This is a genomic window from Mesorhizobium sp. WSM4814 (genome assembly GCF_055811595.1).
This window is the reverse complement of record NZ_JBVVQT010000007.1, coordinates 54,757-78,507: the sequence shown is the minus strand read 5'-3', so window position 1 is coordinate 78,507 and position 23,751 is coordinate 54,757. Positions and strand designations below refer to the sequence as shown.

At 62.0% G+C, this 23,751-nt stretch carries 22 protein-coding genes and 2 pseudogenes; 8 read left to right on the top strand and 16 right to left on the bottom strand.

Annotation, left to right across the window (positions count from 1 at the left end):
• Positions 1–11: 11 nt before the first annotated feature.
• Positions 12–1,043, top strand: a complete 1,032-nt coding sequence (locus AC0L2V_RS13590) for an HlyD family secretion protein (protein WP_473520322.1) — start codon at positions 12–14, stop codon at positions 1,041–1,043.
• Positions 1,040–2,767 (top strand): DHA2 family efflux MFS transporter permease subunit, encoded by a 1,728-nt coding sequence (locus tag AC0L2V_RS13585; protein WP_473520321.1) that lies wholly within the window; start codon positions 1,040–1,042, stop codon positions 2,765–2,767. The genes AC0L2V_RS13590 and AC0L2V_RS13585 overlap by 4 nt, the downstream gene beginning before the upstream one ends.
• Positions 2,768–3,158: 391 nt before the next feature.
• Here AC0L2V_RS13585 and AC0L2V_RS13580 read toward each other — a convergent pair whose 3' ends face one another.
• Complete coding sequence (locus tag AC0L2V_RS13580) at positions 3,159–3,680, bottom strand: carboxymuconolactone decarboxylase family protein (RefSeq protein ID WP_473520320.1); 522 nt, start codon at positions 3,678–3,680, stop codon at positions 3,159–3,161.
• A 283-nt stretch (positions 3,681–3,963) separates the two neighbouring features.
• Between AC0L2V_RS13580 and AC0L2V_RS13575 the strand changes: the two genes are divergently transcribed.
• The 4 genes from AC0L2V_RS13575 to AC0L2V_RS13560 are packed head-to-tail and all read left to right on the top strand — an operon-like array spanning position 3,964 to position 9,305.
• Positions 3,964–7,578, top strand: coding sequence for a PAS domain-containing protein (locus tag AC0L2V_RS13575; protein ID WP_473520319.1), 3,615 nt, complete (start codon positions 3,964–3,966; stop codon positions 7,576–7,578).
• Positions 7,575–8,222, top strand: coding sequence for a response regulator transcription factor (locus AC0L2V_RS13570; RefSeq protein ID WP_128177267.1), 648 nt, complete (start codon positions 7,575–7,577; stop codon positions 8,220–8,222). Before AC0L2V_RS13575 ends, AC0L2V_RS13570 begins: the two co-directional genes overlap by 4 nt.
• Positions 8,219–8,608 carry a response regulator gene (locus AC0L2V_RS13565; protein ID WP_128177265.1) on the top strand — a complete coding sequence of 130 codons (390 nt, stop codon included), beginning with the start codon at positions 8,219–8,221 and terminating at the stop codon, positions 8,606–8,608. The genes AC0L2V_RS13570 and AC0L2V_RS13565 overlap by 4 nt, the downstream gene beginning before the upstream one ends.
• Complete coding sequence (locus tag AC0L2V_RS13560; protein WP_128177292.1) at positions 8,598–9,305, top strand: response regulator transcription factor; 708 nt, start codon at positions 8,598–8,600, stop codon at positions 9,303–9,305. Before AC0L2V_RS13565 ends, AC0L2V_RS13560 begins: the two co-directional genes overlap by 11 nt.
• Positions 9,306–9,417: 112 nt before the next feature.
• Here the strand turns inward: AC0L2V_RS13560 and AC0L2V_RS13555 are convergent, their stop codons facing one another.
• The 9 genes and pseudogenes from AC0L2V_RS13555 to AC0L2V_RS13515 all read right to left on the bottom strand — a co-directional run bounded on the left by AC0L2V_RS13555 (position 9,418) and on the right by AC0L2V_RS13515 (position 15,633).
• Positions 9,418–10,065: an HD domain-containing protein gene (locus AC0L2V_RS13555; protein ID WP_473520439.1), complete on the bottom strand. Its 648-nt coding sequence runs from the start codon at positions 10,063–10,065 to the stop codon at positions 9,418–9,420.
• Positions 10,066–10,115: 50 nt separating this feature from the next.
• Entirely contained in the window at positions 10,116–10,835 is a 720-nt protein-coding gene (locus AC0L2V_RS13550) for an SDR family NAD(P)-dependent oxidoreductase (RefSeq protein ID WP_473520318.1), read from the bottom strand.
• A complete protein-coding gene (locus AC0L2V_RS13545; RefSeq protein ID WP_473520317.1) occupies positions 10,822–11,466 on the bottom strand; it encodes a glutathione S-transferase C-terminal domain-containing protein in 645 nt (214 codons plus the stop codon). Before AC0L2V_RS13545 ends, AC0L2V_RS13550 begins: the two co-directional genes overlap by 14 nt.
• A gap of 64 nt (positions 11,467–11,530) precedes the next feature.
• A complete protein-coding gene (locus AC0L2V_RS13540) occupies positions 11,531–11,968 on the bottom strand; it encodes a CBS domain-containing protein (RefSeq protein ID WP_473520316.1) in 438 nt (145 codons plus the stop codon).
• 72 nt (positions 11,969–12,040) lie between these two features.
• Positions 12,041–12,463, bottom strand: a complete 423-nt coding sequence (locus AC0L2V_RS13535; protein ID WP_473520315.1) for a cupin domain-containing protein — start codon at positions 12,461–12,463, stop codon at positions 12,041–12,043.
• 97 nt (positions 12,464–12,560) lie between these two features.
• Positions 12,561–13,391, bottom strand: coding sequence for an alpha/beta fold hydrolase (locus tag AC0L2V_RS13530; RefSeq protein WP_473520314.1), 831 nt, complete (start codon positions 13,389–13,391; stop codon positions 12,561–12,563).
• Between the two features lie 199 nt (positions 13,392–13,590).
• Positions 13,591–14,361: an SDR family oxidoreductase gene (locus AC0L2V_RS13525; RefSeq protein ID WP_473520313.1), complete on the bottom strand. Its 771-nt coding sequence runs from the start codon at positions 14,359–14,361 to the stop codon at positions 13,591–13,593.
• A 336-nt stretch (positions 14,362–14,697) separates the two neighbouring features.
• Positions 14,698–14,793: pseudogene (locus AC0L2V_RS13520) on the bottom strand (NmrA family transcriptional regulator); the annotation flags it as partial.
• Between the two features lie 54 nt (positions 14,794–14,847).
• Positions 14,848–15,633: an alpha/beta fold hydrolase gene (locus AC0L2V_RS13515; protein WP_473520312.1), complete on the bottom strand. Its 786-nt coding sequence runs from the start codon at positions 15,631–15,633 to the stop codon at positions 14,848–14,850.
• 123 nt (positions 15,634–15,756) lie between these two features.
• On the opposite strand from AC0L2V_RS13515, the gene AC0L2V_RS13510 reads away from it, so the two are divergent.
• Positions 15,757–16,749: a sensor histidine kinase gene (locus AC0L2V_RS13510; protein ID WP_473520311.1), complete on the top strand. Its 993-nt coding sequence runs from the start codon at positions 15,757–15,759 to the stop codon at positions 16,747–16,749.
• Between the two features lie 133 nt (positions 16,750–16,882).
• Here the strand turns inward: AC0L2V_RS13510 and AC0L2V_RS13505 are convergent, their stop codons facing one another.
• From AC0L2V_RS13505 to AC0L2V_RS13480, 6 genes and pseudogenes are all read right to left on the bottom strand, one after another.
• Complete coding sequence (locus tag AC0L2V_RS13505; RefSeq protein ID WP_473520310.1) at positions 16,883–18,388, bottom strand: mechanosensitive ion channel family protein; 1,506 nt, start codon at positions 18,386–18,388, stop codon at positions 16,883–16,885.
• Between the two features lie 99 nt (positions 18,389–18,487).
• Positions 18,488–19,739, bottom strand: a pseudogene (locus tag AC0L2V_RS13500) (cytochrome b).
• 85 nt (positions 19,740–19,824) lie between these two features.
• On the bottom strand, positions 19,825–19,992 hold the full coding sequence (locus tag AC0L2V_RS13495) for a hypothetical protein (protein ID WP_473514872.1): 168 nt from the start codon (positions 19,990–19,992) through the stop codon (positions 19,825–19,827).
• Positions 19,993–20,140: 148 nt separating this feature from the next.
• The gene (locus AC0L2V_RS13490; protein ID WP_473520438.1) at positions 20,141–20,347 is read right to left on the bottom strand and encodes a (2Fe-2S)-binding protein; all 207 of its coding nucleotides are present in this window, start codon (positions 20,345–20,347) and stop codon (positions 20,141–20,143) included.
• A gap of 52 nt (positions 20,348–20,399) precedes the next feature.
• Positions 20,400–21,359 (bottom strand): MBL fold metallo-hydrolase, encoded by a 960-nt coding sequence (locus AC0L2V_RS13485; protein ID WP_473520309.1) that lies wholly within the window; start codon positions 21,357–21,359, stop codon positions 20,400–20,402.
• A 765-nt stretch (positions 21,360–22,124) separates the two neighbouring features.
• Complete coding sequence (locus tag AC0L2V_RS13480; protein WP_473520448.1) at positions 22,125–22,682, bottom strand: hypothetical protein; 558 nt, start codon at positions 22,680–22,682, stop codon at positions 22,125–22,127.
• 524 nt (positions 22,683–23,206) lie between these two features.
• On the opposite strand from AC0L2V_RS13480, the gene AC0L2V_RS13475 reads away from it, so the two are divergent.
• Entirely contained in the window at positions 23,207–23,374 is a 168-nt protein-coding gene (locus tag AC0L2V_RS13475; protein ID WP_473520308.1) for a hypothetical protein, read from the top strand.
• Positions 23,375–23,751 lie beyond the last annotated feature (377 nt).

Here is a 23,751-nt window from a genome sequence, read left to right as displayed (position 1 = left end):
CGGAGGCCGTCATGCCGCAACATAGCAGGAAAAAGACGATCGGCTTGCTACTGTGCCTCTCGGCCGTGCTCGCCCTGGGTGCGGGATGGGCTTGGGCCCGTTCGAGCGAGACGTCGACCGACAACGCCTACGTCCGCGGGGACGTGACCGGTCTTTCGCCGAAGATTGCGGGGTATGTCACCGCGGTAGAGGTTCGGGACAACCAGGCCGTCCAAGCCGGTGACGTCCTGTTCCGGATCGACGACCGCGACTACCGCGCGCGGCTGGCGCAAGCCGTGGCCAATGTCGAGACCGCCCAGGCGCGCCTCGGCAATGTCGATGCCGAAGTCCAGCTTCAGCACGCCCTCATCAGGCAGGCCGAAGCCCAGATGCGTTCGGCCGAGGCCGAGCTGAATCTCGCGACAAAGGCGTCCGACCGCCGCCGCGAACTTATTCGCGCCAACGCCGTAAGCCAGGCCCAGGTCGATGAAAGCGACGCTGCGCGGTCGAGAGCCGAAGCGGCGGTGGCGGCGGCATCGGCAGCGCTGGAGGCACAGCGGCAGCGCATCGCTGTTCTCGACGCCCAGCGAGAAGCCGCTGTAGCCGCAGTAGCGCAAGCACGGGCCGCAGAGGAGCTCGCTCAAATCGACCTCGACAACACCGTGATACGTGCGCCGATCGGCGGCGTCGTCGGCAACCGCCAGGTTCGCATTGGCCGGCTTGTGGCGCCGGGTGCCTCCCTGCTCGATATCGTTCCGGTCAACGATCTGTGGGTCGTGGCGAACTTCAAGGAAACCCAGATCGAACATATACGGGCCGGTCAGCGTGTGCGAGTTACCGTCGACGGCTACCCGGACGAGATGTTTGAAGGCGTGGTGGACAGCTTTTCGCCCGGCAGCGGATCAGCGTTCAGCCTGCTTCCCGCCGACAATGCGACAGGGAACTTCGTTCGCATCGTCCAGCGTGTTCCGGTGAAGATCCGGCTTGTTGGCAACCCACTGCCTGGCCGCCTCGTCCCGGGCCTGTCCGCCCGCGTCGAGATCGATGTCGGGAGCGGCTCGTGACCGCGGCGCTTGTCGCCACGCCATGCCGCGATCGACCCGCGACAGGAACGCTTCTCGTCGCGGGCATAGTGCTCGCCACCCTGACGGAGGCGATCGCCAGCACGGTCCTGTCGCTCGGGCGCGGCGACATCATCGGCGACACCTATGCAACACCCGATGAGTTCGCCTGGCTGGATGTCGGATATACCGCTCCGAAGCTGATCGGGTTCATGGCCGCGGCCTGGCTGATGAACCGTATGAACCCACGCAGCCTGATCGTCGGCTCGGTCCTGGTCATGGGCACGGCCTGCGCCATTGCCGCCATCACGGCTCGATTGGACCTGCTCGTCCTGCTCCGCGTGATGCAAGGCTTCTCCGGAGGCATCCTGCTCGTCGCGGGGCAGGCGATCATTTTTCTCGCCTATCGGCGACGCCACCAACCGTTTCTCCAGGCCCTGTTTGCAATCGGTTCGGTCGTTGCCCCCGCGACGATCGCCCCTGCCCTTCAGGGCTGGTTGCTCGACAGCCAGTCATGGATCTGGATTTTCTTCAGTGTCGTTCCAGTGTCGCTGGCGGCGGCCGGTTTCCTGCTGCTCGCGGACTGCCCAGCGCCCGTCAAAGTGGCACGCCGACCGTTCGACTGGATCGGCTTCTCGCTCGTCTTCACCACACTCTTCTGCTTCACCTATGTGTTTAGCCAGGGCAGCCGATGGGACTGGTTCGAGGAATCCCGCATCCTGTGGCTGACAGTGATCGGCACGGCCGCGCTGCTGGCGTTTATCGGCCAACAGGCTATGGCCAAAGGCCAGGGCCTGCTTGATTTTACTTTGTTCCGGTCGGAGGATTTCACCTTCGCTTTCATCGTCAGTTTTGTCGCCGGCGCCGCCTTGTTCGGAAGCGCGTTTCTTATTCCGTCATTCGCCGTGTCAGTCCTCGCGTTCACGCCAACCGAGGCGGGTCTGCTTTTGTTGCCGAGCGGCGCGCTTTTTATCGGTGCCCTCCTCCTCGCTGCATTCGTGATGCAGGCCCGCCACATTCCTCCGATCACCACGGTGCCCTTTGGAATCCTAATGATCATGGTCGCGATGTGGATGCTGTCCGGTTCGACCATCGAGAGCGGCGCGGATGACATGATGCCGGCCATCCTGTTGCGTGGCCTCGGCCTCGGCTTCCTGTTCCTGTCGATCACCCTCATCGCCTTCACCAAGCTCAACGACCAAAACATCACATCCGGCATAGGCCTCTTCAACACGGGTCGCCAGCTTGGCGGACTCATGGGTGTCGCCTGGCTGCAGACATTGATCGAGAATAATGTCGCCGCCAATGTCGCGGTGCTCGGCGCCAACGTCACCGCGGGCATTCCCGCGGTCAGCGAGCGTCTGGCAACGACGACAGCCATGCTCGCGGCAAAAGGAATGGATCCCGTGGCAGCTGGCCGGGCTGCGACGAGCCTGCTGGGCAGAGCGGTCGCCGGTCAGTCCACAGTGATCGCCTTCGACACTGCGTTCAACGCAGTCGCGCTGCTGTTCGTGGTTGCCGCGCCCGTGCTGGTCACGATCAAGATCGGCCTCGCCCGATACATGAGAAAGCGCGCGGAACAGTCGTCCCTGGCGCTGAGGGCGGTTCCGATGCCGATCGCGCCGACGCCCGACATGACCCCGAGCTTGCCGCCGTCAACCTTGGCCTCGAACGCCCTTGTCGAAGGGAGTCTCAGGCAAATGGAAGACGCGAAGTTGCCAGCGTGACAAACGCCCCTGGAAAGATTCTCGCCAGCCATGTCGTGGATGCCCGCAGTACGGTGTGACCGATTGGCAGCCATGACATGGGTAAGGGCCCGAGGCCGATGAACTGGCATTGGAATTCGAAACTGGCCGGCGCGATGGAATGAAACTCGAGACGACCGGGCTAGCTCGCAGGGCGAGTGTCCGGACAAGTCCTGGGTGAATTCTCGGATTGTCGTGAAAATAAGCATGGGAATGGCGCACTGGCCGGCAGTGGCGCCAAACGCGGCGGAAGCCCGGCCGCAGCGATCCGGCGATACGCATGGTTGTCGATAGCGCGTCCCCGGCGGATCATTGCGCACAGCCAAGGATCAGCGGCGACACGGCGACAGCCGCGCCGCCGGTCTGTAGCGGGCTAATTGAGCCCCGCCTTGTCCAGGCCATACATTGCATCGGCGGAACCCGGCACGGTCTTGAAGCCGACGTTGAGGCGGTTCCACGAGTTGATCAGCATGACAGCGAAGCTAAGATCGGAGATCTCCTTTTCCGACAGCTGCGTGCGGACGCGCTCATAGATCTCATCGGAAACGCCCTGGTCCGGCAGCTTGGTCAGGACTTCCGTCCATGCGAGTGCGGCGCGCTCGCGTGGGGCGAACAGGGTCGAATCCCTCCACGCGGCCAAGTGGTAGAGGCGCAGTTCTCGCTCGCCGTGCATCTTTGCCTGCTTGACGTGCATATCGAGGCAGAAGGAGCAGCCGTTGAGCTGCGAAGCACAAATATTGACAAGATTGAGGATGGACTCCTCGATCGAGCTTGCACGGAGAGCCGTGGCAACCCCGGTGAACTTCTTCACGAGTTCCGGAGATTGCTCGGCCCAGTCAACACGGGGCCCATGCTTGGTCCCGGCCTGCGCCGTCGGTTTGGTGGTGATATTCATGAATGTCTCCTTGAAGGCGATTTATCGCCTGCAAATCATGCCGGGACGCGCCGGGCCGAGCCATCATGCGAGAGGCCATGTCGCCACTCGGCTGGTCTAGGCGGTATCATCCTGAGGGCTAGGCCAGGTATGCTTCGGCCACGCCTCATGGATTTCCATGAGGTGCAGCCAGAGAATGGCCGGATTAGAGTGGGCCATGAGTTCGCCAGCCCAGATATCGCGGAGACGTGCTACACCCATCGCTGACAACCCCCAGCCTTTCTTTGCCCGGCAGGAGAAGCCGATGATGTCCGTCTGGTCGCAGCGCCCCCAATTCCTGCACCTGGCGCTTTTTTTCGCGGCATATGTACTAGGCTGCGGGTTCGCCCAAGCACTCGCAATCGTCCCCGGAATAACCGTTTCCATTTGGCCTCCGGGCGGCGTTTTCATCGCAACGCTCATTCTCACCTCTCCTTACAGCTGGCCGTGGTGGATATTGGCGGGCTGCTTGGCGGAGATGTTCGCGCAGCTCGTGTGGTTCCACAGTCCGCTGCCTGCCGGCTTCCTGATCTATGTCGGCAACGCCCTTGGCGCGGCTGTCGGCGCAACGCTGGTGAACCGGACATGCGGGCGCCCGGTCCGGCTGGAAGCCTTGCAGGAAGTTCTCGCATTCGTCGTTCTGGGCGCAGGAGTTGCGCCCCTGGTAAGCGCGACGGTCGGAAGCGCGACGCTTGCATGGTTTGGCATAGCATCACAAACTTTCACGGCGGTATGGCCGCTGTTTTGGATTGGAGACGCTACCGGAATCCTGCTCGTAGCGCCACCAGCGCTGGTCGTGATCCAGTATTGGCGCAGCAAGACCCAACTCTCTTCCGCGCAGCGGGTGGAAGCCGGCGTCCTGGGTCTGATCTTCCTGGGAGTCGCCGCGCTCTCCTTGAGCGACGTCTATCTGCCCACCCCCTACATCATCATGCCGCCCCTTCTTTGGGCCGCGGCGCGCTTCGAGTTCAGAGGCGCCGCCGTCGCCTTGACGCTCCTCGCCCTGATCACGATGGCGCTCACGATATCTGGAGACAGCCAGTTTGTCGGCGCTCCCGAGTTCCAGAGGGAAAGGCAGGTCATGCTGCAGCTTTTCCTGGCAATCTCGGCATTTTCGGCGCTCATCGTAGCGGCCATATCTCGGCAGCGTCAGCTGGCGCTGGTCACATCGCGCGACCGGGAGCGGGAGCTTTCGCAGCTTGTCGATATGGTTCCAAGCCACGTCTGGCGTCTCGCGCCCGACGGCGAGCCGATTTTCTTCAACAAGCGCATGGTCGATTTTCTCGGCCTGGACGTGGCGGATACGATCAAGCCGGGCATGAGCCGCATGACGGCGATGATAGAGGCCGGCGTCCATCCGGACGACAGAGCAGCGTTATCGGACACGCTCCGCCGTTGTCTCGCCACCGGCGAGGTCCTTGCGATGCGATATCGCTTGCGCCGTCAAGACGGGGTCTACCGCTGGATGTCGAGCCGCGCCGAGCCGATGAAGGACCAGGACGGGCGCATTGTCCAGTGGTACGGGCTCTGTCACGACATAGACGATCAGATGCATGCCGAAGAGGCGCTGCGGCGGAGCGAGCGGCAGCTTCAGGAGACGATCGATGCCGTACCAGTCCGGATCTGGAGCGCAAAGCCTACGGGCGGGCCGGTCTACTTCAACAAGCGCTACCAGGACCATTTCCGCTCCGTCATTGCGGATTTCGAAGCTCTCGGGGAGCCGCGCATCGAGCAACTGCTGCAGGAACTGATCCATCCCGAAGATGCTCCCGAGGTACAGAACACCCTACGGAATTGCTTCGAAACCGGTGGCATGTCCACGATGCGATTTCGTTGGCGCGAACAGCACGGCGCGTACCGCTGGGCGGAGTGCAGGGTAGAGCCTCGGCGTAACGAAGACGGTGAGGTCGCGGAATGGTACGGCGTTTCGCTCGACGTCGACGATGAGGTGCGTGCGCAGGAAGCCTTGCGCGACAGGGAGCGCGAGCTCTCGCAGCTCGTAAATATGGTTCCCGTCCATATCAGGCGTCTGACGCCGAAAGGCGAGCCGACCTTCTTCAACAAGCGCTTGCTCGACTTCTTCGGCTTGAACGACCTGGCCCAATTGGACAAGCCGGACATGAGCCGACTGGCGGCAGCCATAACGACCCTCGTCCATCCGGAAGATGCCGCACGTCTGCTGGAGACCGTCCGCCACTCCTTCGCCACCGGGGAGCCCTACTCCATGAAGTATCGGATGCGTCATGCGGATGGCGCGTATCGTTGGGTGGACGGCCGCGGGGAACCGGTGCGGGACCAAAGCGGCGCGATCATGCAATGGTATGCCATTTCCATTGACATCGACGATGAGATGCGCGCGCAGGAAGCGCTGCGCGACCGGGAACGTCAGCTTCAACAGCTCATCGACACCGTGCCCGTGCAGATCTGGTGCGTCACGCCTGGCGGGGACCCTGCATACATCAACAAAACGATGATGGACTATATCGGCCTGAAGCTGGATGATTTTGATGCCGACGGAGGCCTGCCCAGTGCGATCCGGACCATCGTCCATCCAGAAGACAGGGCCTCTTTGCTGCAGGCCTTGACCCATTCCTTCAGCACGGGCGAACCGTTCGAGCTGAAGTTTCGCAACCGCCGGTGGGATGGTTCATACCGCTGGACGGAGGGGCGTGCTGAACCACTCCGTGACGAGAGCGGCCGCATCATCCGGTGGTTCGGCGCCAACGTCGATATCCATGATTTCGTGACTTCTCAGGAAGCGCTGCAAGAGCGGGAGCGCTTCCTCTGGCAACTCGTGGAAACGCTGCCGGCAATGATCGATTGCGCGGCGCCGGATGGCGAGCCGGTCTATCGTAGCCAACAGCTCCGCGAGTTCCTGGGGTATGAGCTTGAGCGATTGGACGGCACCGGAAAGTCCCGGCTGGCCGGCACGCTTGACGCCGGTGTGCATCCCGACGACTTGGCGGGGGTCAAGGGAGGATATGCTCATTCGTTGTCCACCGGCGAGCCCTATGCGCGCAGGCACCGCCTGCGGCGGTTCGACGGCGAGTATCGCTGGGTTGAGACACGCGCCGCGCCGATGCGCGATACCGAAGGGACTATCGTGCAGTGGAATGTCATCTGCCTCGACGTTGAAAATGAGGTTCGGGCGGAGGAAGAGCTGCGGCTGGCGCAAGAGAGCCTTGCACGAGCGAGTCAGGCCGCGAGCCTTGCCGAGCTCTCTGCTTCCATCGCGCATGAGGTGAACCAGCCGCTGGCGGCCGTGGTGGCGAACTCGCATGCCTGCCAGCGATGGCTTATGGCTGAGCCACCAAATCTCGAGCGTGCGCAAAAGACGGTGGAGCGCATTATTCGTGACGCAAATGCGGCCGCCGACGTCGTGAGTCGCATCCGTGCTCTGTTCAAACAGTCCGGCGAGGCAAGGAGTTCTACGGCGCTCAGTGGCGTTATCGTCGAGGCGCGCAACCTCATGGCCGAGGAAGCGTCGCGGCGGCGCGTCCGCATGGATATCGATGTCGAAAGCGACCTGCCGCTCGTCGCGCTGGACCGCGTACACATCCAGCAGGTTCTGGTGAACCTCATTCGCAACGGCATGGATGCCATGGACGCCGTTACGGGCGACCGGGTTCTTGAGGTCCGTGTGCGCCGCATAGGCGATGTGGTTCAGACGCAGATCAGCGATCGTGGCGCGGGGATCGAGTTTCCCGACAACATCTTCGAACCGTTCTTCACGACGAAGGGGAACGGAATGGGCATGGGGCTCGCGATCTGCCGTTCGATCGTCGAATCGCACGGCGGACGCCTGTGGGCGGAGAAGAACGAACCACAGGGGGCGACGTTCGTCTTCACCTTGCCGATTGAAGTGAAAGCGGCGCCATGACCACAGATGACCATATCGTCTTCATCGTGGACGACGATGCGCGCCTGCGGGAGGCGCTGAGCGAGCTGCTGGATTCGTACGGTATCCGCGCCGCTGCGTTCGGATCGGCCAGCGAATACATCGGTGCAAACAAGCCGGACATCCCGGCATGCCTCATCCTCGACGTCGAGCTGCCCGACATCAACGGCCTGGATCTGCAGAGGCAGATATCAAAGGGAGATCATCCGCCGATCGTTTTCATAACAGGGCACGGCGACATCCCGTCCTCCGTCCAGGCGATCAAGCATGGCGCCGTGGACTTTCTCACCAAGCCTTTCAGTGATGCGGATCTCATGGCTGCAATCCAGGCGGCGCTCGCCGAGGATCGGGAAAGGAGGTCCGCGCGTGCTGAACTGGTGGCGCTGAAGCAACGCTATCTCGACCTGACGCCGCGCGAACGCGAGGTGCTGCCGCTCGTGGTGAGCGGCCTTCTCAACAAACAGGCAGCCGCTGAACTCGGAATCAGCGAGGTCACGCTGCAGATCCATAGAAGGAACGTGATGCAGAAAATGGCGGCGTCATCGCTCGCCGATCTCGTACGTATCGCGCAGCGACTGGAGATACCGATCACCCACTCGCGCCGAGCGGGAGGGCACCGGGCGTGACCAAGGGAAGACCTGTCGTGGCCGTTGTCGATGACGATCCAAGGCTACTCGAGTCGCTGGAGGATCTGCTGGAGTCCGCCGGCTATGCGGCCCGCAGCTTCTCGTCGGGGCGATCATTGCTCATCAGCGGGCTATCCGGCCTTGACGTGCTCATAACCGACATCGGGATGCCCGGCATGGACGGCTTCGAACTTTGTGGTCTGGTGAAGAAGGTGCGCCCGGACCTGCCGGTGTTCCTGATCACCGGGCGCCACGAGATTGCCGATGCGGACAGAGCCCAGGGCGTCAGCGGGTGCTTCCGAAAGCCCTTCGATGCGCAGGACATGCTGGCAACCATCGGCAATGCATTACGCAAATCGAAAAATGGAGGTGAACATGAGAGTTGAGCAGCTGCCGCACTTACGGAGATCGGCGCCGTCGTCATCGCAGCGCAGGAGCGACGCGGAGCAGCCACTCGTAATCATTGTGGATGACGATGCGTCTGTTCAGGAGGCGCTGTCCGAATTGATACTCTCCGCCGGGTTCCAGCATGTCTGTTTCAGCTCGACGCGCGAATTGCTCGATGCCGACGTACTGGATAGCGCCGGTTGTCTGATCCTCGATGTGCGTATGCCGGGAGCGAGCGGTCTCGATCTGCAGCGGCATCTGGCCCAAAGCGGCAATCCCAAGCCAGTCATTTTCCTGACCGGGCATGGCGACATTCCGATGACCGTCCAGGCGATGAAGGCCGGGGCTGTGGATTTTCTCACCAAGCCGGTGCGGGACCAAACGCTGCTTGACGCTGTTATTGCGGGCATTGCGATGGATGCCGCGCGGCGGGCGGAAGCTGCGGTCGTCAAGCGCAATGTCGAACGCTTTGAGACGCTAACGCCACGCGAGCGGGAGGTTCTTTGTCAGGTTGCGCGGGGACGCCTCAACAAGCAGATCGCCTTCGACCTCGGCATTAGTGAGGTGACGGTAAAGCTGCACCGCGGCAACGTCATGCGCAAGATGGAGGCCGCTTCCATCGGTGAGTTGATCCGGGAATGGGAAACTCTGCCCGCGCCGATGCGCGAGGTCGGCGGGGCCAGGACAGCGGCATGAAACAGTTCCGGCAGCGGCTCACCGGAAGGGCACGAGTCGCCGGCCACGGGCGAAGGTAGACAGCCGAATTCGCCGGGTGCGACGAATCCGGACAATCCGGCTCCAGCCGTATTCAACCTTCAAATGGCGCGTTCGACACGAGATCGACGGAAGAAGGAGCTCGGTATCCAGATACATAGCGTTCACCGAAATCCCGGACGAAATTGTCGTAGGTCGTTTCCGGCCTGGTCTCGGCGATGTGACAGAAGCACCGGGTCATGCGACGCTTCATCTTGAGCCGCGGGAATTCCTCGACGATCTTTGCGATCTCCGCTGCAGGGACAAGCTCGTATTGCAGGCCGATCACATCCAGGCAGATGCCGGCAGTACAGAGCGCCACCTCCGCCTCCTTGTAGAGGCCTATCGACGGTGTCGAGTTTAGGGCGACGCTGTCCCAGATCAGCTGGGCTCGGCGCTCGTCGACACCGCCTTGCTGTGCGAAGATCCGGGCTAGATCGGCGCCTTCGACTTCGAAGCGGCGCGGGCCGTTAAAGCGCTCGTTGAGCGTGATGTCATGCAGCAGCGTCGCCAGGGCGACGACTTCCGCGTCGTGATCGATGTTCCGAAGCTGTCCAATCCGCGCCGCGAATAGCCAAGAACGGACGACATGATTGAACAGATAGGATTCGCATTCGCGCCGAGCATAGTCGAGGGCCCGTTGCACAAGCGGCGTATCGGGAACCAAAACCCCTCCAAGGATTCGACCGCTGGCTCGGTTCATGTCTATAGTCTCCTCAGCGATTTTCGAACGGCTGTTCGTCGGCACGTCCGTCATGTGAGGCCAAGGCCCCCATCCACGGCGATTACCTGCCCGGTCACCCACTCGGACGCCGATTCGGCGAGATGCACGATCCACCGGGCTACGTCGTCCGGACTGCCACGTCGTTTGAGCGGTATCTGCTCTCGCTCCGCTTCCTCGATAACCGCTGCATGTTCCGGAGAGAGCCCCATCATACCCGTCGGTGCTCCCGATTCGGTTGGACCGGCAGCGATGGCGTTGACCCGCACTCCCTGTGGCGCGAGTTCGAGCGCCCAGCAGCGCGTCAGGTGTTCGAGCGCTGCCTTGCTGGCGGCGTAGTGGGACAGACCCGTCGCGGGCTTGTGACCGAACGTGCTCGATATGTTTATGATCGCTCCCTTCGCCGCCGTCAGATGCGGAAGGCCTGCCGACGCCAGCAGGCTTGGGCCAACGACATTCACCGCGAAGATGTCCGCGATCCGCTCAGCGGTAGCATCGCCCAGAGGCAAGAGAGCGCCAGCGCCGGCATTGTTTACGAGGATGTCCAGACGTCCCCATGTGTCGATTGCCTTCGCAATGGTGCGAGGGGCATCCTCGGGCTTCGCAGCGTCGGCGACGAGACTCATTATATTCGGGTGCTCAGCGGCCGCTTCCTCCACCATTGCTGGGCGGCGTCCCGTGATGAGGATCTTCGCACCTTGCCTGGCAAAGCTTCCTCCGGTGACGATGACAACCTTGTCATCCAGTGACATGATCGCGCTCTTCACGGGTGTGAGCATTCGCTTCACTGTCTATCAATGAGATCAGGCCCTCTTGCCGCATGGCCGCTTGCACTGCCGGACGGCTCGCCATGCGGCGACGCAATGCAACGAATGGCGCGGGAATGCCGACATCATAGCGCTCGGCCCACAAGAGCATAACGAACAGATAGAAATCCGCGACGCTGGGCGTTGCGCCAAACAGGTAGTTGCCCGCAAGCCTCTCGGAGAGTATGTCCAGCAGCTTGGAGATCGTCGCTCTTGCCTGTGCCTTTTGGGTTTCGCTGCTTGCTTGCCACATCGGCTTGAAGCTGCGGTGCACCTCGGTCGAGATGAAAACCAGCGCTTCTAGCACGCGCGTGCGGCCAAGGTTTCCTGGAATACCGAGCGTTGGATACTCCGTGGCGAGCCAATCGAGGACGGCGATGTTCTCGGTGAGGATTTCTCCGCTGTCCAGCACCAGCGCCGGAACGTAGCCCTTTCGCGTTACATCGTTGAAATCGGCCCCCGATGCCGTTCGCTTGGTCTTCAGGTTAACGCTCTCCCGCTCGAATGGCGCGCCAGCTTCGAGTAGGGCGATGTGATCGGCCAAACTGCACGCAAGCGGGCTGTAGTATAGTTTCATGTTCAACGATCCTTTTTTTGGAGGAGATGCTTGGAGGCGCGAGGCATCGCTGCAGGTAAAGCGGCTAGCGGTAACCGACCCCGGCGACATAGTTGAAGAGCATCCGCTCCTGCATTTCTTCCTGCTCGAACAACACTTTCATTGCGTCGCGTATGTCCAGTATGCCGAGAGGCCTGGCGCCGACGTCGATGACCGGAATGTTCTGCAAGCTTCGCACCGCCATGGTCTGCCATACGTCGTGGACATCGTCCTGCGGACTGCACGAGACAATGGATCTGTTCATCAGGTCGGACACTGGCGGTGTCTTGGCCCCCAGGCCGGTGAGATGGCGCACGAGATCGGATTTGCTGAGCACACCCTCCGCGACCCAGCCAGCATTGCACACCACAACCAGGCCGATGCCGGGCCTGGAAAGCGACAGCGCGGCCGCCTGCACCGTCGCATTGACGTCGATCACGGCGAGGCGCGATGACGTGAAGGCATGCAGTTTATCGATGAGCATTTGCGGCCGTCCTTGGTTGCATCAATGCTTCGGCGGCGGTTTCCCCGTTCAGCAGGGCGATGAATCCCGACCTTACTCTTCGAAGGGCAGCACAAGTTCGGTCTCGCCGGTGTCGACGACGAAGACGGCAAGCAGCCGTGCGGGCTCGGTCTCGCTGGCATTCTGGCTGACCCTGTGGCGATCGCCGGGGTACTCCGACCAGCTTTCGCCAGCGCGATAAGTGGTCACCGGCCCGTCATTGACCTGGCTCTTGATCGCGCCTTCGAGAACCGTGGCGTAGATGAAGGCCGACTTGGGGTGGAGATGTGCGGGCGAACTGCCGCCAGGCTCGTAGTGAACGAGCACGCCCCTCATGCTCTTGCCCGGAACGTTGGGAAGCGGATGGTCGTAGACCAGCTTCACGTTCTTGAAAGCGCCAGCCGCATTGTCGGCCAGGGCCGCGGTGGCGATGAACGCCGCGAGAGCAGCGGTGCTGTAAAGTATGGTCCTGATCATTTGTCTGGCTCCAGTTGCGGTTGAGATTGGGGGTGATCGCCGGCCGGAGGGGAGGACGGCCGGCGATCGGGCTCTCGCCTGAGGACACGGCGTGAGCCTAGGACCTGATGAAGGTGAGCAAGTCGGCGTTCACCACATCGGCATGGGTGGTACACATCCCGTGCGGAAAGTCCTCATAGATCTTGAGCGTGCCGTTCTTCAGAAGCTTTGCGGATAACGGCGCGGAATCGGCAATGGGCACGATCTGATCGTCCGTGCCGTGCATGACGAGTGTCGGCACGTCGATGATCTTGAGGTCGTCGGTGAAATTGGTTTCCGAAAAGGCCTTGATGCCGTCGTAGTGCGCCTTGGCGCTGCCCATCATGCCCTGCCGCCACCAGTTCTGGATGATGCCCGGGATCGCTTTCGCGCCCGGCCGATTGAAGCTGTAGAAGGGGCCCGATGGGAAATCGATGTAGAACTGCGCGCGGTTGTCGGCGAGCGACTTGCGCAGCCCGTCGAACACTTCGATCGGAAGGCCGCCAGGATTGGCCGGCGTCTTCACCATGATTGGCGGCACCGCGCCGATGAGGACGAGCTTCGCGGTGCGCCCGTTGCCGTGGCGGGCGACGTAATGAGCGGCTTCGCCGCCGCCGGTCGAGTGGCCGACGTGGATTGCGTCCCTCAGGCCGAGATGCTCGACCACCGCCGCCGCGTCGGCAGCATAGTGATCCATATCGTGACCGTCGCTCACCTGCGCGGAACGGCCGTGCCCGCGCCGGTCATGGGCTATGGTGCGATATCCATGCCCGACGAAGAAAAGCATCTGCGTGTCCCAGTCGTCGGCGCTGAGCGGCCAGCCGTGGTGGAAGACGATCGGTTGAGCATCCTTCGGACCCCAGTCCTTGTAGTAGATCTCGGTGCCATCCTTGGTGGTGGTAGTGCTCATATCTTTCGATCCTTCTTGAGAGATGGATGAGTTCGATTCCTGGCCGGCTGGCCCTTGCCCGAGCGCATATTTGGGCAGGCCGGTTGCAATGCCGGCGGCCGCTGCGCCGAGGAGGAGGGCTCGGCGACTTGCCTGAGGCGCAATGGGCAGCTTGTGGTCCATCGTCGTTTCCCTTGCGGGTTGTCTTCAGATGCCGCCGTTACGCCGCAACACCGCTTCGCCGAGACGGGGCGTGGTCGAACCAGTCTTCGAACGGCGTCGAACCGATGCGGGCGCCCGCGCCCGGGACAAGCGATCGGTCGTCTAGCTCGGTCCCGAAATAGAGCGCATGAGGATCACCGATCACCTTCCTGGGATCGTTGGCGAGCTGCAGAAAACGCGCGACCAGTTCGTTCATGCGGAAGGGCTCGGGGCCGCCGATCTCCATCACGCCGTTAATCGGCTGGGAGAGCGCCACGTCAGCCATCACATCTGCGACGTCGTCGGAGGCGATGGGCTGGAAATAGGCCGACGATACCGAAGCCGTGTCACCGACGGTTGCCGACTGCGCAATGCCGCCAAGGAACTCGAAGAACTGGGTCGAGTGAACGATCGTGTAGGGAATTCCCGACTCCCTGATCAGCTTCTCCTGAGCGATCTTGGCGCGCAGGTAACCGCTGCGGGGCAGGCGCTCCGCCCCGACGATCGAGAGCGCGATGTGGTGTTTCACCCCGGCAACCTTTTCCGCCGCGAGCAGGTTCTTTCCGGCTGTTTCGAAGAACTCGAGAACGGCCTCGTCCTCGAAACTCGGTGAATTGGCGAGGTCGATGACAACCGCCGCCCCGGCAAGAGCCTCATCCAATCCTTCACCGGTGAAGGTGTTGACGCCGCCACTTGGCGACGCCGCCAACACGTCGTGGCCCTTCACGCTCAGCCTTGCGACGGTCTTGGAGCCGATAAGTCCGGTGCCACCGATGATTACGATTTTCATGTCATTCTCCTGTTCTGACTTCGAAAAGATCTACTTGGAACAACGCCGGCGGCTCTAACCGTGCCGGCCCTGAATTCCTCGATGAGAGCGACGCGCGTCCGCGACTCGCTCGACCGCCAGCGCAAGGGCTTGGCTCAAGCGACACTGTCTTCGCAGCCGTCCCTCGCTTGGCCCCGACCCAGGAACTCCGAGGCGCTGCCGTAGTAGCCGAAGCCAAAGCTGTCGGCCGTGCCATAGGTGGCGCAGGACGGAGGCGGTGTTCTCGAGGAATTCCCGAAGAGGTCTGCCAGCGTGGCCGGGATCATGAGGTGCCACCGTTGTGAGGGCACGACGTTGCGGCGACGCCGCCACGACGTCGTGCCCCTGTTGACGCAACCTCTCGACGGTCGCTAACCGGATGTACCGAGTGCCGCCAATGACCACGATTTTCATGTCGATGTCTCCTGGGGGCTTGCACTTGTTGAATGCAGCCGGCGCGAGGTTTCGTCACTGCGCCGATGCGGCTTCCTCTATGAGCAAGGCGATCGCTTCTGGACGCGAGACCATCAGCGCGTGCGACCCGCCCTCGACGACGATGGTCTTCACCGAATGCGCGCGCTCGGCCATGAACTTCATGACCGCCGGCGGGATATTCCGATCCGCCGAGCCGTAGATCGCGTAGGATGGAATTGTCTTCCAAGAAGGCGCGCCGGAGGGTTCTGCCAGGGCGGCGTCAGCCACCGGGCGTTGTGTCGCCGCCATCAGGCTGGCCTGCGCTGCCGTCACATCGGCCGCGAACTGCAGGTGAAACTTTTCCGGCTGGATGTAGAGGTCCTGTCCTCCATCCGGCCGCGCCACCGACAGGAGCGCCTCGCCAAGCGTGCTGCCTGGGAACTTCCCCGAAAGCGTGAGACTGGACTCGCCTTTGTCCGGGGCGAATCCGGCCACATAGACCAGCGCTTTCACATTGTTCTTCCCGTTAGCTGCCTCGGTGATGACCGGCCCGCCGTAAGAATGGCCTACCAGGACGACCGGTCCGCCGATGGATCCGATGACGGCCGATACGGCGGCCGCATCGCTTGCAACGCCGCGAAGTGGGTTGGCCGCAGCGATGGTCCGGAAACCGTCCCTGTTGAGCTCGGCGATGACGCCGTTCCAGCTCGACGATTCAGCAAAGGCCCCGTGCACCAGCACGATCGTCGGTTTTGCCTGATGGTCCGCGGCCTGCGTCGTCGCGCTGTCCGACACGCAACATGCGTAAACAAGGGCCAGAGCTCTGATGATCTTGTGCACGTGTCTTCTCCTGTGCGGCGGGTCGTCCGATACCGAAAAGAATGCGCCCACTTGGCGCGCGAAAATATTCGACGGACGGCTCGGTCAGGCGATCCGAAAGTCTAGGACAATGCACCCGGGGGAGTGGCAGCTGTAGCCGGTGGTCGGCGCACGGGTAGGTTCCCGGCATCGATCGAATGCATCGCCGGGGCAAGGCCGCGCCGCCATGGCGATCAATCCGGCGAAAACTGCAGCGAGACATATACCGCCGTATGGCTCGCCCTCGTCCTCCATCCAATCGACCCGGAAATGCTCCTCAATATAGTGTCCTCACACGACCGGATTGCCAGGGTCGACCGAACAAAAGAGGGCATGAAAATGTCAGGCGCGGAAACAAGATCAGGCACGGCCGACAATCATGTCTTTGACCGGACTACCGATGTTTCCCCGTCCGACGCGCCGGTAGAGCAGTCGACGGCCGGCATTGTTCATGATCTGGGCAATCTTATTCAGGTCGCTTCATCTGCACTGAATCGGGTCGCCCGCGACCCGAGCGTCTCGACGGCTCCAGCTCTCGACCCCGTAATCGCCAGCGCCAGGACCGCCCTGCAGCAAGCCGGCGCGCTCGTGAGGGAAACCGTAGGATGTGCCGCAACCAGTCATCGGACGCCTGAACGGTCAAGCGTAAGCGCATGCCTGGCCGAGGTCGAAAACCTCGTCCAAAGCACATTGGAGGCGAACATCCGTCTTATGGTTCACGTCGAGCGAAATCTGCCCGCTGCGAGGTGTGATCCCCTGGGTTTACAGAACGCGATCTTGAATCTCGTGTTCAACGCGCGCGATGCGATGCCAAATGGGGGGTTGATCTCGATAAGCGCCGCTGCGGTCGTTCTGGATCCTGGAACTGCCGTCGAACTCCGGGTCGAGGACAGTGGCATCGGGATGACGCGCGAGACCGTGCTCCGCGCCTTCGATCTCTTTTTCACCACCAAGGGCACGGGCCTGGGCGGCGTCGGCCTGCCGATGGTGAAGCATTTTGCCGAGTGCCACGGCGGCCGTGTCGATATCGAAAGCGCCTTCGGCTCGGGCACGACAGTGATATTGCGCCTGCCCGCCATGGAGGCCCGTCAGGATTAACTGCAAGCCAATAGGGTGCCGGCTCACAGGGCGCCCCTGGAGGGCAATACGCGCCGTACCTTGAAACCGCTCGCCGGTTCGCTGGACACCGGCAAAACGATATCTGTGACGCTGGTTTGTCGGATGCTCATGGCTATCTCCCTTCTTGTACGCCCGGTCTGCCGGCGCTCGAAACGCGCCGGAACGGTGCTGGGTGAAAGATCGTCTGCATGGCTTTGAGCAGCGCGAATTTCGAATCCGTGTGCTCTTGTCCGGTGCGGCTACCGCCGAGGGACATCCTGGCTGAGAGGACCGCCGCAAGATCTTCAGCCATTTCGGGCCGGTCGAGCAGCAGGGGCGCGAAGCTTTGCTGGTCAATCTCGTAGACCACGACGTGGCTCATTGCGCGCAAGGTCGAGGTCTCGCCAATGCCCGCGAGCAGGCCCGTCTCTCCGAAAAAGTCGCCGGGAGCGAGGTGGCCGATCTCCTGCGGCTGGGCGTCATCTTCGCCGCGCTCTCGGACCATGATGCCCGTCCGAACAATCATGAGGGAGGGCAGCATCTCTCCCTGTCGTGCTATGATGTCGCCCTTGCGATAGGTGCGCACCGTAACCGTTGCCGCGAGGGCTTCTTTTTCGTTGTCCGTCAACGCCGAGAATACTGGTATGGCATTTATAAGCTTGATCGGCGTGACTTCTGGGAGATTTGCCGTCTCTTCGTTCGGCAAGTCATTCATGAGAATCGAAGAGGAGGGTGGCGTTGCCAGCCGCAAACCCGCGGACTTGGAATGACGGTAGACAAGGTCGAAGATTTCGTTCGTCGCTGGAATACGCTGGCCAACATTTGCGACCCGAAAAAACAAATCGACCTCGATCGCCGTCGCATCCAGAGCTTTGATGGCGACCACTGGCGGCGGCTCCCTCAGTATTGTGTTGCTGCTTTGTAAGGCCGCGTTCATGACGTCCGCGACGATCGCCGGCATCTTGGTCGGCGCCAATCTTATCGTGACGGACAGCCCATGGCTCTCCTCAGGGCTGCTGACATTGGTCAGCCCTAGCTTCGCGAGGAAGCTGTTCGGCAGCGCCACCACGTTGTGGGCCAAAGTGAGCAGGTGGGTCGATCGCCAGTTGGTCTCCACGACGCGGCCTTCGGTGCCGTCGCTCAGAACGATCCAGTCCCCAAGCACATAAGGTCGGCCGAGGGTGAGCGCGATGCCCGAAAAGACGTCGCTCAGCGTATTCTGGAGCGCCAGTCCGAGTACGATGGCAAAGACGCCCGAGGTGGCGATCAGCGTTCCGACCGGCGCACCGAAGACGAAAGCCAGGATCGACAGCAGCATCCCAACATAGACGGCGCCGACGACGAGGTCCTGCAGAAGGCGCGCCTCGCGCGGCTTGCGCTCGAACACGAGATAGATGCGGACAAATCCGATCAGCGCCCAGGCGAGGTGAACCCACCACAGCAACTTGGCCGAACCGACGAGGATTGCGCTAGCGGTTGTCTCGGTGCCCCGTGTCGGTTCGTAGGGGAGCACGGCTCCGTCAAGCAGCAGGACCGACATGGTAAGGAAGAATGCGATCTGGACAATCAGCCTGGTGGTGGAGAGCCGCCGCGGAATGACGTGCCAAACGACTATGCCGGCGAGACCGACCAGCACCATGTAGAGATGGGGAGCATTCCACCAGCTCGTGACCGGATCCGAATCCATAAAATCCTCACACAATCCTCGCCTCGGAGCATGACGAGCGAACCTTCGGTGTTAATCCTTGCCTTTCTCCAGGATCGCTTCGGTTATCGAGCTCGGCAGCCGGCGCGGCGTCTCGATCGCGCCCAGAAGCGGCATGACGACGAGAAAGAACGCGAAGTAGTAGAGGGTCGATACCTGCATGGCGGGGATACCAGCCTTCCGCCGGCTTGGACCCCAGCCAGCCAAGGAAGAGGGCGTTGGCGACAAACAGCCAGAAGAACCGCCTGTACCAGGGCCGGTAGACGGCCGAGCGCACCTTCGACGTGTCGAGCCAGGGCACGAAGAACAACACGGCGATGGCGCCGAACATGGCGAGCACCCCGCCGAGCTTCGAGTCGACCGGCCCGATGTTGAAGGTGACGGCGCGCAGGATCGCGTAGAAGGGCAGGAAGTACCACTCGGGCACGATATGCGCCGGCGTCTTCAACGGGTCGGCGGCGGTGTAGTTGTCCGGATGCCCGAGATAGTTCGGCACGTAGAACACGAAGTACGCAAAGGCGAGCAGGAACACCACGGCCCCGAGCACGTCTTTCATTGTGGCATGGGGCGTGAAGTCCACGACGTCGGTTTCCGACTTCACGTCGATGCCTGCCGGATTGGTCTGGCCGGCGACGTGAAGCGCCCAAATGTGCAGGATGACGACGCCCGTCAGCATGAACGGCAGCAGGTAATGCAGCGCAAAGAAGCGGTTTAGAGTCGGATTGTCCACCGCAAAGCCGCCGAGCAGAAGCTGCTGGATCCATTCGCCGACCAGCGGAATGGCGCTGAAGAAGCCGGTGATGACGGTCGCGCCCCAGAACGACATTTGTCCCCAAGGCAGCACGTAACCCATGAACGCCGTAGCCATCATCAACAGAAGGTTGGTGCAGCCGAGGACCCACAGCAGTTCGCGCGGCGCCTTGTAGGAGCCGTAATAGAGGCCACGGGAGACATGGACGTAGACCGCGATGAAGAAGAACGACGCGCCGTTGGAGTGCAGGTAGCGCAACAGCCAGCCGGAATTCACGTCGCGCATGATCTTGTCTACGGAATTGAAGGCCAGTGTCGTGTCGGCCGCGTAGTGCATGGCCAGCACGACGCCGGTAACGATCTGCGCGGCCAGCATCATCGACAGGATGCCGCCGAACGAATAGGCGTAGTTCAGGTTGCGCGGAACCGGGTAGACGATGAACTGATCATGCACCAGGCGCGGCACCGGCAGGCGGGCGTCGAACCAGCGTCCGATCCTGGTCTTGGGAATATAGGTGGAATGCCCACCGCTCATCGGAGTGCCTCTGGTTTTGAAATTGCCGGTATCGATATCGGCCGGCGCTCCTTGGCCAGCCGCCCTTTAACACGGATGAGCGGGTTCACTCGCGGTCACGAACCTTCCTCGACGGGACGCGTAAGTAGATCGGCGGGACCATCGCGCGAGCAAACCCATTACCGCCGCGCCTAACCGGCTTCGCCGTCGTGTCGACGGCCCAGACCCTCAGGAATATCTGCAGCATCCTCGAAAGAACGAATCCGAGCGTCATTTCCGATGCTCCTTGGTTGGGTTGTGGAGGACCCAAGCATGCCAGCCTTTCCAGTGTTCGAACTATAATGCCGAGGACGCATGCGTCCGATACGTTGGTCTATGGGTTCCTGACTGAAAGGCTGCGCCGGACGGCCGAGGCGGCCAAGTCAGGACTGCGTGCGGCCGTTGCAGGATGCCGCACGAGCGCTGGCGAGCGCCTCGTCAATGATGCGGCGGATAGTACGCGCGCAACGGCCGCACTGGGCGCTGCAGCCGAGACAGCCATAGACCTGGCGGATCGTGCACGTCCGCTCCGCCTTGACGGCGGAGCGGACATCCTGATCGCTCAACACATTGCACGAGCACACGATCATGGCGCGATAAGTCTCGATGCCGACCTGGTGCGGCTCTGACCCGACAAGCGGGTCAGTAGTCCCAGACAGCCGGTACGCAACGAAAGACATCGCCGTCCACCGCCACATGGCAGATAGACGGGAATGGCAGGTGAGTGGCCACCAGCGGCTCACGGGTCGCGGCCAGCTCCCGCAAAAGATTGATGCGGACGCGGGCCGCCTCCTCAGGATCGTGTTCGAAGCCGTTGTGCCAGTCGGGTTGGTCGAACCCGACCTGGAACACGGCGTCGCCGGCGAAGGTCAGCCTATCGCCGCCGGACGCCAGGCGGACCACGCTGTGCCCGGGGGTGTGTCCGCCAGTGAGCGTGACAACCACCCCCGGCGCCACCTCGTGCTCTGTCTCAAACGGCCGCAACTGGCTGCGGTACTCGTTCACGAACCGCTTGGCCGCCCGCCGAAGCGCATCCGGGAACCCCGTTGGCATGGAGGCGCGGGAGAAATCGGGCGACTCCCAGAACTTGAGCTCGGCGGCCGCCACGTGAATCCGCAGATCCGGACGCAGCCGGTCCTTCACCCCGTCGATGAGCAGGCCGCCGATATGGTCCATATGCATATGGGTCAGCACCACGTCGGTGACGGACGCGAGATCGATGCCGGCAGCCTCCAGTCGCGAGACCAACCGCCCGGCCCGCGGCAAGTGCAAGTCCGGGTCCGCCCCCAGCCCGGCGTCCACGAGTATGGTCTGGCCGCCGCTGCGCACGACAACCACGTTCAGCGGCCACTCGAGCACGTCCGGCGGCAGGAACATGTCGTCCAGCCAGGCCGCCCGGACGGCCGGGTCGACGTTGTATGCCATAACCGGGGCTGGTATCGGCAGCACTCCATCGCTGACGATCAGCACATCGATGTCGCCGACCTGCAGTGCGTAGCGCGACGGAACCAATTCGGGCTCCGGTCTACCGTTGCCGTGCTTCGCGTTCAGGCTGTCGGCGCAATGCTGGATCGAGGGGTGTGAAATGTTGTCCAGGGTCATGTTTGTCTCCTGCTGACCACGGCCGTATCGGCCACCTCCGCCGCTGGCGCCCGTGGATCTGGTATGAGCCTCCATGGACCGCCACCTGGCGTCTACGGAGGAAGTTGCACGGCCTCGGCCTGCGCCACCATCGGACGGAAGCATCGGTCAGGCGATGCGAAAGTCTATGGCAGACCCGTTGCGAGCATGGGTGATATCCCGGGAACGTCGGAAGACGCCGCTTTGAGCAGCGAGCAACGGCTGTGCCTCTCGACTGCTGGCAGTACGCCCAGCTGTGTTGACACCAGCTTGCTTGCCGCCGCGGCATTCTCGATCGGTCGCGCCAACCATCCCATTCGCACGTCGTTACCGCCTTTTGCCGCACGCGTCGCCTACGGGTCTTTCCAGCCTTGAAATAGCTGGACTATACATGGCTGCACAGACCAGACTGACGAACAGGACGACAATAGAATTTAAGAGCAGGCAAAACTCGCCCTTCCCGCTCATGGATTGAGTCGATGCACCTGACTCCTGGGGCATAGAATCTAGATTGGCCCACTTCTAAGCGAAGTTGACCATAACTGGTTGATATTAAATAATTTTGGTGGGCCCGGAGGATGTATCAAGAATTTTGATTTCATTGTCTTTTTCGCGGGCCAAAATCAGAAATCTTCCCGTATCGCTCCGTATGGTTCCGCGCCTAAGCAAGGGACGCTGCACAAGATGGGCTTCATGCAGGTCCTAGGATGTGGGCTTCGCGTGGTATGATTTCGCGGCTGTTAGCGATCAGCCGCCGCTGTCCAATTCCGTTCCGGTTCGCAGGCACTCCAGATAGGCGCGATAGGCGAAGCTGCGGTCGCGCTTCCTCCCCGTGGTTTCCACGAGAATGTTGGCTTCGGTAAGCGCCTCGATCGCACGGATCGCGGTCGGCTTGCTTGCGCCGATCAACTTTATGGCCGAGGCAACACTCACGATCGGATGACGCGGCAGTTGCTCGAACAGTCTCACTGCCGAGACGGAGGCGGACTGGGCTTCGAGCAGTCGCACCCGGTCCGCAGATACGAGATTGAACAGTTCCCGCGCCGAGGCAACGGCTTCATCTGAAATCGTGGCGACCCCATCGAGAAAGAAGTCGATCCAGCCCTCCCAGTCCCCTTCCAGCCGGACCAGATTGAGGCGCCGAACTGCGCATGGAGAAGACCCGCCCGCACCAGCTTCGGTAGCGGATCGTCGACGTGGATTTCTCAAATTCGCTGAAAAGCTGGGGAAGCTTATCAGGTGGCGGCGGGACGTAGGCCGCATTGCCTGGCCGGCTCCCCCGATCCAGTTCTGGCTGCGGCGCACGTCTCCGGGCTGCTTGTTCCGAACCGCGCACGCCGCGCATCAACCGCTTGTGTGCCTCGTCCAGGAGCCGCATGGAAATCGGCAGCCCCTGCTTCGACGCTAGCTGGCCGCGGGCATAGGCGAGCGCATCGAGATAATTCGTGACCTCCTCCACATCGGCATTGGGTGCCGGCCCCTCTTCGGCCTCTAAAGCGAGAAGGTCCACGAGTGATGCCTGCGTGCCCTCGATCTGCTACGAGATCACTGCCTCCTTGCGAACGAAGGCATAGATGGACCAATCGAGGGAAGGCACCATATCGCCTGCGAGATCGAGCCGAACGAGCGCCTGCTCGGCTTCCCGCAGACGATGTTCGAGCTGCCTTCAACAAAGAGTGCCGGACGCGCAGGCGGCAGATCGAACGGAATGAACGCATCGACCTGCTCTGCGCCTGCGGTTACGCTCTCGTACGCCGCCAACACTCAACATTTGCTTCGAAGCGCGTGCATTGAGATATCGAGCGCGCGCCCGGGCCAGGAGATTCCGCATGGCGTTCGTAAAGATGCTAGTCGCATGGGTGCTTTCGATGGCGGTTTACGCGGCCATCATTGTGGCTTGGAATTCCTCCAAGGATGCAGCACAGACGGGCTTCGTGGAATCCTCATTGGGCATCGGCATTCTGCTTGCCATACCTAGCTTCCTCTTCACCCAATAAGTGGGATCGCCCACCATGTCCGTGCTGGCCAGTATGCGTTCAGCGTGGCTCGTTCCGCTCGTTGCGGGACCGGTGTTTGCGTTGCCATGTGGGTGCTGGCGGCGCTCGTGCTTCTCAACGGCTGGCGCGGAGCCGGATACGCCTTGGTCGGTTATTCCGTAGTGCTCGGGCTTGTGTGGGAATGCGTCAATCTCGTCACTGCGCCTGCCAACTAAGCCCGCAATGGTCCGAAGCAAAATTGCCGCCGACCTGAATAACCGCTTCCGGGTATGCATAGCCAGCCTGGAGCGACCGTCATTGGGGCGCAGGCGCGTCGCTGCTCGGCAACCTCAGGGCCGACTCCAGACAGGCGGCTTTCGTGGATTGGCGATGAATTA